At 70.4% G+C, this 12,742-nt stretch carries 14 protein-coding genes; 11 read left to right on the plus strand and 3 right to left on the minus strand.

Features of this window, described 5'->3' with window-relative positions; translation table 11 throughout:
* Positions 1–55 precede the first annotated feature (55 nt).
* The 3 genes from ACTMTJ_RS22275 to ACTMTJ_RS22285 are packed head-to-tail and all read left to right on the plus strand — an operon-like array spanning position 56 to position 2,605.
* The gene (locus tag ACTMTJ_RS22275) at positions 56–433 is read left to right on the plus strand and encodes a hypothetical protein (protein ID WP_441219548.1); all 378 of its coding nucleotides are present in this window, start codon (positions 56–58) and stop codon (positions 431–433) included.
* Position 434: 1 nt separating this feature from the next.
* Entirely contained in the window at positions 435–1,727 is a 1,293-nt protein-coding gene (locus ACTMTJ_RS22280; protein ID WP_441219550.1) for a glutathionylspermidine synthase family protein, read from the plus strand.
* 14 nt (positions 1,728–1,741) lie between these two features.
* Positions 1,742–2,605 (plus strand): DUF350 domain-containing protein, encoded by an 864-nt coding sequence (locus ACTMTJ_RS22285; protein ID WP_441219552.1) that lies wholly within the window; start codon positions 1,742–1,744, stop codon positions 2,603–2,605.
* Here the strand turns inward: ACTMTJ_RS22285 and ACTMTJ_RS22290 are convergent, their stop codons facing one another.
* The 3 genes from ACTMTJ_RS22290 to ACTMTJ_RS22300 are packed head-to-tail and all read right to left on the minus strand — an operon-like array spanning position 2,606 to position 3,647.
* On the minus strand, positions 2,606–2,935 hold the full coding sequence (locus tag ACTMTJ_RS22290; protein WP_441219554.1) for an ArsR/SmtB family transcription factor: 330 nt from the start codon (positions 2,933–2,935) through the stop codon (positions 2,606–2,608).
* Positions 2,922–3,356, minus strand: coding sequence for an SRPBCC family protein (locus tag ACTMTJ_RS22295; protein ID WP_441219556.1), 435 nt, complete (start codon positions 3,354–3,356; stop codon positions 2,922–2,924). The genes ACTMTJ_RS22290 and ACTMTJ_RS22295 overlap by 14 nt, the downstream gene beginning before the upstream one ends.
* 48 nt (positions 3,357–3,404) lie before the next feature.
* Positions 3,405–3,647: a hypothetical protein gene (locus tag ACTMTJ_RS22300; RefSeq protein WP_441219558.1), complete on the minus strand. Its 243-nt coding sequence runs from the start codon at positions 3,645–3,647 to the stop codon at positions 3,405–3,407.
* Here ACTMTJ_RS22300 and ACTMTJ_RS22305 point away from each other — a divergent pair.
* The 8 genes from ACTMTJ_RS22305 to ACTMTJ_RS22340 all read left to right on the plus strand — a co-directional run bounded on the left by ACTMTJ_RS22305 (position 3,633) and on the right by ACTMTJ_RS22340 (position 12,682).
* A complete protein-coding gene (locus ACTMTJ_RS22305) occupies positions 3,633–3,941 on the plus strand; it encodes a hypothetical protein (RefSeq protein ID WP_441219560.1) in 309 nt (102 codons plus the stop codon). The genes ACTMTJ_RS22300 and ACTMTJ_RS22305 overlap by 15 nt on opposite strands.
* Before the next feature lie 29 nt (positions 3,942–3,970).
* Positions 3,971–4,573: a DinB family protein gene (locus ACTMTJ_RS22310; RefSeq protein ID WP_441219562.1), complete on the plus strand. Its 603-nt coding sequence runs from the start codon at positions 3,971–3,973 to the stop codon at positions 4,571–4,573.
* A 288-nt stretch (positions 4,574–4,861) separates the two neighbouring features.
* Positions 4,862–5,893, plus strand: a complete 1,032-nt coding sequence (locus tag ACTMTJ_RS22315; RefSeq protein ID WP_441219564.1) for a LacI family DNA-binding transcriptional regulator — start codon at positions 4,862–4,864, stop codon at positions 5,891–5,893.
* A gap of 158 nt (positions 5,894–6,051) precedes the next feature.
* The gene (araA, locus tag ACTMTJ_RS22320; protein ID WP_441219733.1) at positions 6,052–7,554 is read left to right on the plus strand and encodes an L-arabinose isomerase; all 1,503 of its coding nucleotides are present in this window, start codon (positions 6,052–6,054) and stop codon (positions 7,552–7,554) included.
* 53 nt (positions 7,555–7,607) lie between these two features.
* A complete protein-coding gene (locus tag ACTMTJ_RS22325) occupies positions 7,608–8,894 on the plus strand; it encodes an ABC transporter substrate-binding protein (protein WP_441219566.1) in 1,287 nt (428 codons plus the stop codon).
* 72 nt (positions 8,895–8,966) lie between these two features.
* Entirely contained in the window at positions 8,967–9,851 is an 885-nt protein-coding gene (locus ACTMTJ_RS22330) for a carbohydrate ABC transporter permease (protein ID WP_441219568.1), read from the plus strand.
* Between the two features lie 3 nt (positions 9,852–9,854).
* Positions 9,855–10,772 carry a carbohydrate ABC transporter permease gene (locus ACTMTJ_RS22335; protein ID WP_441219570.1) on the plus strand — a complete coding sequence of 306 codons (918 nt, stop codon included), beginning with the start codon at positions 9,855–9,857 and terminating at the stop codon, positions 10,770–10,772.
* 2 nt (positions 10,773–10,774) lie between these two features.
* Positions 10,775–12,682 (plus strand): glycoside hydrolase family 127 protein, encoded by a 1,908-nt coding sequence (locus tag ACTMTJ_RS22340; RefSeq protein WP_441219572.1) that lies wholly within the window; start codon positions 10,775–10,777, stop codon positions 12,680–12,682.
* Positions 12,683–12,742: the final 60 nt, after the last annotated feature.

Here is a 12,742-nt window from a genome sequence, read left to right on the forward strand (position 1 = left end):
ATGCCGTTGCAATGGTCAACTACCGTCCATAGCGGCGTATCCAAGGGAGCGGCTCATGAGGCGATCCAATGCCGTACCGCTGGGGCGGAGCTACCTCACATTGGCGGCCCTGGCCACGACGGCCGGGCTGACGGCGGCGTGCCAGAGCACGCAGAGCGCGCCCGAGCGGCAGGTCTACTGCGGCGACGACCAGGGCGTGATCGTCGAGGAAGACCGGTGTGACGAGCCGAACGGGCGCTACTTCCTGTGGACCGCGGCGTACGGGCGCGGCCTCCGGCCCGGCCACAAGCTCACCGGCGGCACGAAGATCCCGTTCGGCGACGCGGCCGCCCGCGAGCGGTACGGCCTGCCACCCACCGGCAAGATTGCCAATGGCACCGTGGTGGCGGGCGGCTTCGGCAGCGACTCCGGCCGCGGCAGCGGAGGGGGCTGAGGTGCGCCGCATCGCCGCCGGCGCTGTCCGGCCGGGCTGGCGCGAGCTCATCGCCGCCCAGGGACTCGTGTACAACGAGACGCCCGGACCCGACGGCGAGCCCGTGCTGTATTGGCGGGAAGGTCCGTTCTACGACTTCACCGCCGCCGAGGTCGAGTCCCTGCACACCGACGCCGAGGCGCTCTTCGAGATGTGCGTGGCCGCGGGCGACCACATCCTGGAAAACGGGCTGCTCGGCCGGCTCGGCATCCCCGAGTTCACGTGGGAGCAGGTGGCCCGCACCTGGTACGACGACGACACCGGCCCGGGCGGGCGCTCGCGCGGCGACTTCTCGCCCAGCGTGTACGGCCGCTTCGACGTGCGGTACGACGGCGGAAGGCCGCAGCTGCTGGAGTTCAACGCGGACACACCGACCGCGCTACCCGAGTCCGCGGTGATCCAGTGGTACTGGCACCAGGAGACCGCGCAGGGCAAGGACCAGTGGAACGCGGTGCACGAGCGGCTCGTCGACGCCTGGCAGCGCAACATCGGTCGCCTGCGCCAGGCCCGGCCACACCTGCCCACCCCGCTGACCATCCACTTCGCCTGCGACGGGGCCGACGACACCGGCGAAGACCTGTTCAACACCGAGTACCTGATGGAGACCGCGCGCCAGGCGCTGGAGCCGCTGGGGTACCGGGTGAAGTTTCTGTGGATGAGCGAGATCGGCGCCGGCGACCCGGCCACCGACGACCATTTCTACGACGCCGACCTCGAGCGCATCCACGTCATTTTCAAGCTGTACCCGTGGGAGTGGATGAACGACGACCGCTTCGCGCGGCGCTGCTTCCGCGACATGGGCGACCCGTTGCGCGACAGCACGGTGTGGATCGAGCCGCCGTACAAGATGATGTGGAGCAACAAGGGCCTGCTGCCCGTGCTCTGGCAGCTGTTCGGTGACGACCCGGCGCGCCGCGACCTGCTGCTCCCGGCGTACTTCGAGGACGAGCGGCCGGCCTGGCTCACCTCGTACGTGCGCAAACCGCTGCTCGGCCGCGAGGGCGCCAACGTGAGCATCGTCGTCGACGGCGAGACGGTGCTCAGCAACCAGGGCCCGTACGGCGGTCCGTACGTCTGCCAGGCGTACGCGCCGCTGCCCACCTTCCCCGACGAGCAGGGCGCGCGCTGGCATCCCGTGCTGGGTGTCTGGATGATCGACGGCGAGCCGGCCGGGCTCGGCATCCGGGAGAGCGCCGGCCCGGTCACCGACAACCTGAGTCACTTCGTACCGCACACCATCGACTACATCGGCTGAGGAGCGCTGACGACATGGATGATCCGGCGCCACTGATAGCGGTACTCCAGGTGCTCATCGTCGTGGTGGGCGTCGGTGCCGGCTGGTGGCTGCTCAACAGGCTGACGGCGTTCGACGACCACGCCGAGCTGTGGCTGGCCAACAACTGGGCCTATCTGGCCCAGCGGGTGGGGTTCGTGTTCGTCCAGGTGGTCGGGGTGTCCAGCCTCGTCGGCCAGGACACCTCGGATTGGTCGTCGCTGGGCTGGGTGGCCGGCGCCCTCGCCTGGGCCACGGTGCTCGCCGCAGTCGGCCTGCCGCTGACCGACTGGATGATCCTGCGCACCCGCACCCGCACCCGGCTGGCCACGCTCGACAAGGTGCCGCTCTCGGTCGGGCTGGTCCGGCTGGGGTTCTACATCGGACTCGGGATGGTCGTGCGCGCCACGTTCGTCGGCGAGGCACCGACCTTGCGCACCGGACTGCTCGCCACGCTCGTCTTCACGGTGGCCGGGATCGCCGCCCTCGTCGTCGCCTTCTACCTGCACAGCGCGGTGACGCGAGGCCACCTGCGCACCGCGGTCGGGGCCGGCGGCGTCACCGAAGGTCTGGAGAGCGCCGCGGTGCTCGGCTCGGTGGGCCTGATCCTGTACGGCGCGATGGCCGGCGACTTCACCACGTGGTCGGACAGCCTGCGCGGCTTCGGCGTGGCGCTCGGCATCTCCTACGTCGGCCTGTACGTCGCGCGCTACGTCATCGACTGGTTCGTCCTCACCGGAGACTGCACGCTGAAGACCATCCACGAGCGGCAGCAGAAGGGTGCCGCGGCGCTGCTCGCGTTTCTCCTCGTGATGGTGGCGATACCGGTCAGCGCCGCGGTCAACCTCTACGTCGAGTAGCTACCTCAACCGCTCTTGGAGGGCGGCGAGCGGGCCGTCCCAGTCGCGGGCGAGCGCGGCGAGGAACTGCTGCGCCACCTTCATCGGCGCGGAGTCGAGCCGGTAGCGCACCCGGCGCCGCTCGCCCGGCTCGGCCACCACCAACCCCGCCTCGGCGAGCAGGGCGAGGTGCTTGGCGATGGCCTGCCGGGTGATCGGCAGCTGGCCGGCCAGGTCGGTGGCGGTGGCCGGGCCGCGGGCCGCGAGCGCGGCGAGGATGCCCCGCCGGCTCGGGTCGGCCAGTGCGGCGAAGACCTCCTGGGCCACCGCCTCCAGGTCAGGCTTTTCCATCGAGGTACGTGACGAGCTCGCCCAGCTCGCTGGTCCAGCCCGACGTGTTGCCCGAGAAGGCCGCCTTGTGCTCGGTGTCCGGCAGCTGCGCGAACCCGCTCTCGACCATCGTCAGGGTGGTGCCGCCGCTCGAGGGCTCGAGCGTGAACTCCACATAGGTGCGTCGCGGGTCGCCTTCGGGAAGGCCGTAGATCGACCACGTGTAACCGAAGACGCGCGGCGGCTCAAGGCGCTCGATGTTGAGCGTGGCGGTGTCGCCGCTGTCCCAGGTGAGGGTGGCCTGGCCGCCGACGCGCAGGTCGACCTCGGCGCTGTTGCCAAACCAGGTGCCCAGGCCCTCGGCGGTGGTCAGCGCCGCCCACACCCGCTCCGGTGGGTGGGCCAGCTGGAGCGTGCGCTCGATCCGGTCGGGGAATGCCATGTCCATCTCCTTGTAGCAACGTTTCGGTTGCCACCTAACGTATAGCAATCATTTGGTTGCGTCAAGCCGCCGGCCGCCACCCGTGGCCGTGAGGTCGAGTGCTGGCGCGAGGTAGCTGAATGCCTGGTCGACGAGGTCGGCCAGGCTTTCCCGGCCGTCGCTGTCGGTCCAGCGGCGCAGCGTGGTGTGCAGCGCGGGCGTGTCGAGGATCAGCCGGCTCACGTGCAGGGTCTTGGCCGGATGGTCGACGCTGGTCTGGACGAACGGCGACAGGGCGTGCCGCAGTGCCACCGCGGGCGGCTCGCCGGCGGGTCGGGAGCGCAGCTCGCCGGCCTCGGCAACAGGCTCATCGCGCAGGACATCGAGATGGGCGCGCTGCCCCCGCTGTACGCGGCGACCGCGCCCGACGTCGAGAGTGGACAGTTCTTCGGGCCGGGCGGCTGGCGAGAGCTGCGCGGGTATCCCACCGTGGTCCAGCCGGATCCGGCGGCCGAGGACCCGGAGACCGCGCGCCGCCTGTGGCAGCTGTCCGAGGAGCTGACCGGCGTTCGCTACGACGTGCCGGCGACCGGCACGCCGCGGTAGCCCCATGGCTCTCTGGGATCCTCGGCTACATGACTGGAACGGATCCCAAGGCCGACCTTCGGCACTACCTCCAGCGCGGCCGTGACGCGTTGCTGTGGAAGCTGGACGGGCTCTCGGAGTACGACGCCCGCCGGCCACTGGTGCCGACCGGCACGAACCTGCTCGGGCTCGTCAAGCACGTGGCCAGCGTCGAATCCGGGTACCTCGGCGAGACGTTCGGCCGGCCATTCGGGGAGCGGCTGCCCTGGCTGGACGAGGGCGCCGAGCCGAACGCCGACATGTGGGCGACCGCGGAGGAGACCCGCGAGGAGATCGTCGGCCTGTACCGGCGGGTGTGGGCGCACTCCGACGCGACGATCGACGCGCTGCCGCTGGACGCGCCCGGCCGGGTGCCGTGGTGGTCGCCGGGGCACGACGAGGTGACCCTGCACAGGATCCTGCTGCACATGGTCGCCGAGACCCACCGGCACGCGGGCCACGCCGACATCGTGCGTGAGCTCGTCGACGGCGCGGCCGGCTGGCGGCCCGGCGCCGACAACCTGCCGGGGCGCGACGCGGGCTGGTGGGAGGGCTACCGCGACCGGCTGGAGCGCGTCGCGCGGGAGGCCGGTCCTTACGACGCGTCCCGGTGACCCGCACAATCCGACGGATCGACACAGGTCGACGTGGAGGTGGGTGCGCGGGCGCGATGCCGGCGCCAGCGTAGATCGTTTTCGGAGTCGTTTTCGGGTGAGCGGTCTCGCCCTCTCTCGGGCCTGACCCGTTGGTGTAGCCTTCAGTGCCAGCATGGGGGTCGAGAGGGCCGTGACTGTACTGAAACGTTGCCGAAAAGGGTTTCAGGGTCTGTACTGTCGTAAGGAGTGGTCGATCCAGGCGCTTCGCGGGCGTGGCACGCGCCGGTCGCCGAGAGGGAGCGCCGCATGAGCACTGAGCAGGAGGTCCCGGCCAACCGGGCGCCCACGCTGACCGATGTCGCCAAGCTCGCCGGGGTGTCGGTGGCCACGGCGTCCAAGGCCATCAACGGCCGCGACGAGGTCAAGGCGGCCACTCGCGAGCGCGTGCTCAAGGCCGCCGAGATGCTCTCCTTCGCGCCGAACGCGCTCGCCCGCGGGCTGCTCAGGGGTCGCACCGGCACCGTCGGCCTGCTGACCAGCGACCTGGAGGGCCGCTTCTCCATCCCCATCCTCATGGGCGCGGAAGACGCGTCCGGGGCGGGGCAGGTGTCGGTCTTCCTGTGCGACGCGCGCGGCGACGCGATCCGCGAGGTGTACCACGTGCGCGCGCTGCTCTCCCGGCGCGTCGACGGCCTGATCGTGGTGGGTTCGCGTACCGACGCGCGGCCGCCGCTGGCCGGACCGATCCCAGTGCCTGTCGTCTATGTTTACGCTCCCTCGGCGGACCCCGGCGACATCTCGCTCACGGTCGACAACGTCGGCGGCGGGCGGCTCGCCATCGAGCACCTCCTGGCCTGCGGCCGGCGCAACATCGCGCACATCACCGGCGAGGCGAGCTTCCAGGCGGCCCGCGACCGCGCCGAGGGTGCGGAGGCAGCGCTCGCCGACGCGGGCCTGGCCATGCTCGGCGGCCGGCCGTACTACGGATCCTGGGACGAGACGTGGGGGCGGGCCGCGGCGCACATCGTGGTCGAGCAGCACCCCGAGGTCGACGCGGTCTTCTGCGGCAGCGACCAGATCGCCCGCGGCGTCCTGGAGACGCTGCGCGACCTGGGACGCGACGTGCCGGGCGCCATCTCGGTCATCGGCTTCGACAACTGGGAGGCAATCGCCGCGCACTCCCGGCCGCGGCTGACCAGCATCGACATGAACCTGGAACGCCTCGGCGCGGCCGCCAGCCGGCGCCTCTTCGCGGCCATCGACGGCGGCGCTCCGCCCACGTCGGAGCAGTTTCCGGGGCGGGTCGTCATGCGCGACTCCACGGCGCCCGCAAGCTGACCCTGCCTGCCGAAAACTTTTCGACGCCGGACGCGCCGCGCACGCGGGTCGATGACTCGCGGGTCGTTACCGAAATCAACTGTTGACACGGCTGTAATGGGCGGCCAGAATCCCCGAAAAGGTTTTCGGAACCGGAGGGGAGGTGGGCGCTCGTGGGCATGACGGAAGAGCCGGCGGAGATCTGGTTCCTGACGGGAAGCCAGTCGCTCTACGGCGAAAGGGTGCTCGAACAGGTCGCGGAGCAGTCCCGTGACGTGTGCCAGGCGGTCGCCGCCGGTCTCCGGGCGGGTCCGCGTGTGGTGTGGAAGCCGGTGCTCACCACCGCCGACGCGATCCGCCGGACCCTGCTCGACGCCACCGCGGACGACTCGGTGGTCGGCGTGATCGCGTGGATGCACACGTTCTCGCCGGCGAAGGCGTGGATCGCCGGCCTCTCCGCCCTCGGCAAGCCGCTGCTGCACCTGCACACGCAGGCCAACCGGTCGCTGCCCTGGGCCGAGCTCGACATGGACTTCATGAACCTCAACCAGGCCGCGCACGGCGACCGCGAGTTCGGCTACGTGCAGTCGCGCCTGGGCGTGGCCCGCAAGACCGTCGTGGGCTTCGCCGCCGACCCGGCCGTGCGGGAGCGGATCGACGACTGGGCCCGCGCGGCGACCGGCTGGCGGGCGGCCCGATCGCTGCGGCTGGCCCGCTTCGGCGACAACATGCGCGACGTCGCCGTGACCGAGGGCGACAAGGTCGGCGCGCAGGCGGCGCTGGGCGTCTCGGTCAACGCCTACGGGGTGAACTCACTGGTCGCGAGCGTCGACGAAGTAGACGACGTTAACGTGAACAAGCTCGTCGCGGAGTACGAGGAGCGCTACGACGTCGCGCCGGAGCTGCGCCGCGGCGGCGAGCGGCACGAGTCCCTCCGCTACGGCGCCCGGATCGAGATCGGCCTCCGCCAGTTTCTGGAAGACGGCGGCTTCGGTGCCTTCACCACCAACTTCGAGGACCTTGGCGGGCTCAAGCAGCTGCCCGGCCTGGCCGTGCAAAACCTGATGGCCGACGGCTACGGCTTCGGCGGCGAGGGCGACTGGAAGACCGCGGCACTGCTGCGCATCCTGAAGGTGGTGGCCGGCGACCGGCCGGGCGGCACGTCGTTCATGGAGGACTACACCTACCACTTCGGGCCGGGCGAGCCGAAGATCCTCGGCGCGCACATGCTCGAGGTCTGCCCGAGCATCGCCGAGGGCCGGCCGAGCCTCCAGATCCACCCGCTGTCGATCGGCGACCGCGAAGACCCGGTGCGCCTCGTCTTCACCGCCGCGACCGGACCGGGTTTCGTGGTGGGCCTGGCCGACCTGGGCGGCCGCCTCCGCCTCACCGCCAACGAGATCGACCTCGTCGAGCCGGACAAGCCGCTGCCGCGGCTGCCCGTCGCCCGCGCGGTCTGGAAGCCCCGCCCCGACCTCGCCACGTCGGCCGAGTGCTGGCTGCTGGCCGGCGGGCCGCACCACACGGTGCTCAGCACCGCGGTCGGTCGTGGGGCGCTCGTCGACTTCGCCGAGATGGCGGGCGTCGAGCTAGCCATGATCGACACGGCGACCGACCACCAGTCGTTCGCCAACCACCTCCGCTGGAACAACGCCTATTACCGCCTCGCGCAGCGGCTGTAAACGAACCCGAAATCCGAATAAAACCCCTAGGAGGACAGTCAATGAGAGGAATCGTGGGCAGACGTACCGCCATGCGTTCACTGGCCGGCGTCCTTGCGGCGACGCTGACCCTCGGCATGGCGGCCTGCGGCGGCGACGACGAACCGGCCGGCGGCACCGTCAGCGCCGGGCCCAACGGCGTCGACGACGGCAGCGAGCTCACCCTTTGGACCCGTGCACCGCTGGAGAAGCAGGCCAACCTTCTCGTCGAGGCCTACAACGCCAGCCACCAGAACAAGGTCAAGCTGACTGTCGTACCCAACGACGACTACGTCGCGAAGGTGGGCGCGGCGGCCGGCTCGGGCGGCCTCCCGGACCTGTTCGCCGCGGACATCGTCTACGTGCCGAACTGGGTCAACCAGGGCCTGTTCCAGGACATGAGCTCCAACATCAACGGCCTTCAGTTCAAGGACCAGATCAACAAGGGCCACCTCTCGGCCGGCACGCTCGACGGCAAGCAGTACGTGCTGCCGTTCGTGCTCGACCTGTCGATGCTGTTCTGGAACAAGCAGCTGTTCAAGGACGCCGGCCTCGACCCGGAGAAGGCGCCCGCCACGCTCCAGGAGTACGCCGACGCCGCCAAGAAGATCCAGGCGCTGAAGAAGCCCGGCGTCTACGGCACGGCGACCGGCCTCAACTGCGGCGGCTGCCTCGTCTTCACCTGGTTCCCCTCGATCTGGGCCAGCGGCGGCGAGGTGCTCAGCGCGGACGGCAAGTCGTCCGAGCTCGGCAGCGACACCGCCAAGCAGGTCTACAGCACCTGGGCCGACCTGTGGAAGTCCGGCGCGGTGCTGCCCTCCTCGGCGGGCGAGACCGGTCCGACGTGGACCGCCGGGTTCACCGAGGGCAAGGTGGGCCTCATGTTCTACCCGGCCACGCTGCTCTCCTCGACCCCGTTCGAGGCCGGTGTCGCCGGCATCCCCGGCCCCTCCGGCGGTGCCTCGACCTTCGTCGGCGGTGACGGCATCGGCGTCTCGAAGGACTCGAAGAAGGCGGCACAGGCCTGGAACTTCCTGAGCTGGATGATGTCCGAGGACGCCCAGGTCGAGGTGCTGGCGAAGAACAAGGACGTGGTGTCCCGCGCCGACCTGGCCAACAACAAGTACGCGGCGGCGGACCCGCGTCTGGTCACCATCAACGAGGTGGCGGGCAAGGGCGACACCCCGGTCGCGATGAACTTCCAGCAGGCCTTCAACGCGCCGAACAGCCCGTGGCTGACCCTGGTACGCAACCAGGTGCTCAACGGCAAGGGTGATCTACAGAAGGACAACGGCGAGATCACCTCCGTACTCGGGCAGTAGATATCCGACGTGGGCGTGTGCCGACCGGTATCCGGCACACGCCCACGCGCCGAATGAACGGAGAGAGGCCCCATGAGCGTGCGCAGCTCCGGGCGACTGCGCGGCCGCCAGGCCCTGCTCGGCTGGCTCTACGCGACACCGACGGCGGTCTTCGTGCTGGCGCTGTTCGCCATCCCGCTGCTGCTGGTCGTCAAGATGTCGCTGTCGAGGTGGCCGCTGCTGACCGGCGACCAGGGCATCAACGCCCCTGACAACTTCGAGAAGGCGGTCAACCACCGCTTCTTCACCGACTCCGTGGTCTTCACCATCAAGTACACGGTGCTCGCGACGGTTCTCCTGCTGGTCCTGGGGTTGGGGTTGGCCCTGCTGGTGCAGGAGTCCAGCCGGTGGAACAACCTGCTCCGCGCCTCGTTTCTGATCCCGAGCGCGCTCGGGCTGGCGTCGGCGTCGCTGCTCTTCTACGTGTTCTACTCGCCGTTCGCGAGCCCGCTCAAGCCCCTGATGGACAGCTGGGGCTTCACGTTCCTCGGCTCACCCAACGCCGCGCTCTTCTCCACGACGTTCCTGATCGTGTGGCGCTACGCCGGCTTCTACATGGTGCTGATGCTCGTCGGCCTCCAGGGCATCCCGGCGGACGTCTTCGAAGCGGCCCGCTCCGACGGCGCCACCCGCTGGCAGACCTTCTGGCGGGTCACGCTGCCGCTGCTGCGCCCGACGCTCGCCCTGACGACCGTGCTCTGCGTGACCGGCTCCCTGCTCGCCTTCGAGCAGTTCTACATCCTCACCAAGGGCGGCCCGGACAACAGCACCATCACCATCGTCCAGCTGATCTACAGCGTGGCGTTCCAGGGGCAGAACGACCTCGGGGTCGCCGCGGCCATCTCGGTCATCGTGCTGGTCGCGCTGGTCGTCATCAACGCGCTTCAGCTGCGCGCCTTCCGGTCCGAGGAGAGCTGACCGATGGCTGTCGATTCCCGTTCCACCTCGACCGCCGCCGCCGGGGGAGCGCCGCCGTCGAGCGCGCCCCCGTACCGCCGGCGCGACGTGCGCCGCGTCAGCATCGGCGGTATCGCGCTGCGCACGCCCTACTGGGTGTTCACCGGCGCGCTGGCGCTGATCTTCCTGGCCCCGCTCGTCTGGACCGCGGTCGCCTCGTTCTCCCCGCAGGCGGGCACCAACCAGGTGGACGGCTGGGGCTTCGGCAACTACCGGACGCTCGCCGAGTACCAGGCCGGCATCTGGCGCTACCTCTTCAACTCGGCGTTCGTCTCGCTGCTGACGGTCGCCCTCACGCTGACCATCTCGTTTTTCGGCGGCTACGCGTTCGCGCGGTTCCGCTTTCCGGGCAAGAACGTCTTGTTCCTGCTGACGCTCGCGATCCTCATGGTCCCGTACGCGACGCTGCTGATCCCGCTCTACGTGCTGCTCAACGAGGTGGGGCTGGAAAACTCGCTGGTCGGCGTCGCACTCGTGCTGACGATGTTCCAGCTGCCGTTCTCGACCTTCCTGATGCGGATCTCGTTCGAGGCGGTGCCCCGCGAGCTCGACGAGGCCGCGACGGTCGACGGGTGCTCCTCGTTCGGCGCGCTGTGGCGGGTGCTGCTGCCGGCGGTCAAGCCGGGCCTCGTCACGGTCGGGTTGTTCGCGTTCCTCACCGCGTGGAACGACTTCTTCGCGCCGCTGATCCTCATCAACGACACCGAGAAAATGACGCTCCCGCTGGCCGTGTCCAACCTGCGCGGCCAGGTGCAGGGTGTCGTCGACTACGGGGCGACCGAAGCGGGAGTCGTCGTGCTCGCCCTACCGTGCATGGTCCTGTTCCTCCTGCTTCAACGACACTACGTGCGCGGCTTCATGTCCGGCGCGCTGAAAGGCTGAGCATGAAAGGCACCGCACCTACGGCCGCGCCTGTCCTGCCCATCCGGGGCCGGTTCCGGCCACTCGGGCTCGGAGACGTCCGTATCACGGGCGGCTTCTGGGCCGAGCGCCAGTCGGTCAACGCCGGGGCGAGCCTCGCGCACATCGAGCACTGGCTCGAGCGTGAGGGCTGGATCCGAAACTTCGACCTGGCCGCTGGGGGAGACATCGCGGGCGAGCGCCGCGGGCGCGAGTTCTCCGACTCCGAGGTGTACAAGTTTCTCGAGGCGATGGCGTGGGAGATCGGCCGGACCGGTGACGCGGGGCTGGAGTCGAGGTTTCGCGCCGTGGTGTGGCGGGTGGCCGCGGCGCAGGAGCGCGACGGCTACCTCAACACGAAGTTCGGCCGGCCGGGGCAGCAGCCGCGGTGGTCCGACCTCGAATGGGGACACGAGCTCTACTGCGTCGGCCACCTCCTCCAGGCCGCCGTGGCCCGCGCCCGCACCCGGCCGGGTGCCGACGACGGCCTGCTGGAGGTCGCCCGCCGGGCAGCCGACAACGTGTGCGAGACGTTCGGGCCGGACGGCATCGACGGCGTCTGCGGCCACGCGGGCATCGAGACGGCGCTCGTCGAGTTCGCCCGGGTCACCGAGGACGAGCGCTACCTCGGCCAGGCCGCGCTCTTCGTCGACCGCCGGGGGCACGGCCGGCTCAGCGACGTGGAGTACGGCCGGGAGTACTTCCAGGACGAGCTTCCGGTGCGGCAGGCGACTGTCCTTCGTGGACACGCCGTGCGCGCCAACTACCTGGCCGCCGGTGCCGCCGACGTCGCGGTCGAGCTGAAGGACGCCAGCCTGCTGGACGCGGTGCGTACACAGTGGACGAATACGGTGACGCGGCGCACGTACATCACCGGCGGCCAGGGCTCGCGCCACCAGGACGAGGCGTTCGGCGGAGACTGGGTGCTGCCGCCCGACCGCGCCTACTCCGAGACCTGCGCCGGCATCGGCTCGGTGATGCTCGCGTGGCGGCTGCTGCTCGCCGACGGCGACTCCCGCTACGCCGACCTCATCGAGCGGACCCTCTTCAACGTGGTGTCGACCTCGCCGGCGGCCGATGGGCGGAGCTTCTTCTACACCAACACCCTGCACCGCCGCGAGCTCGGCACCGAGCCCGACGCCGACCGGCCCAGCATCCGCGCGGCGGCCTCGCTGCGGGCGCCCTGGTTCGAGGTCTCCTGCTGCCCGACGAACGTGGCCCGCACGCTGGCCAGCCTGACCGCGTACGTCGCGACGTCGGACGACGAGGGCCTCCAGCTGCACCAGTACGTGCCGGGGACCGTCGCGCACCGCCGCCCGGACGGGCGGGTCCTGAGCGTGACCGTCGCGACGGAGTACCCGCACGACGGGGAGATCCGGGTGCGCGTAGACAGCGACGACGAGCACCCCTGGACGCTGTCGCTGCGGGTGCCCGGATGGGCGGCCGAGGGCGCGACCGTGACCGTCGGCGGCGAGACCCGGCCGGTCGCGCCGGGCTACTTCACCGCACAGCGGACGTGGCGGCGCGGCGACGAGGTCTGCCTGTCGCTGCCGCTGGCGCCGCGCTTCACCTACCCGGACACCCGCATCGACGCGGTACGGGGCTGCGTGGCCGTGGAGCGCGGTCCGGTCGTGCTCGCCGTGGAGTCCGTGGACGTCCCCGGCCTCGACACCGTCGACGAGCTGCGCGTCGACACCAGCCGGCCGCCCGCCCTCGTCGACGGGCGGGTCACGGTGCGCTTCCGGCGGGTGCGCCCGGCCGAGCACGACTGGCCCTACCTGACCGCTCCGGCTCCCGTCGTGGACGAGGACCCGGTCGAGGTACCGCTGGTGGAGTACCACGCGTGGGCCAACCGTGGCCCGTCGACGATGCGCGTGTGGCTTCCCCAATAGACGTTTCCTGTGTTAGCGCTCACACCGGGCGGTGAGCGGCCCCGCGTAACAAGGAGGAAG

It is taken from the genome of Phytohabitans sp. LJ34 (assembly GCF_052068095.1).
Taxonomy (GTDB): Bacteria; Actinomycetota; Actinomycetes; order Mycobacteriales; family Micromonosporaceae; genus Phytohabitans.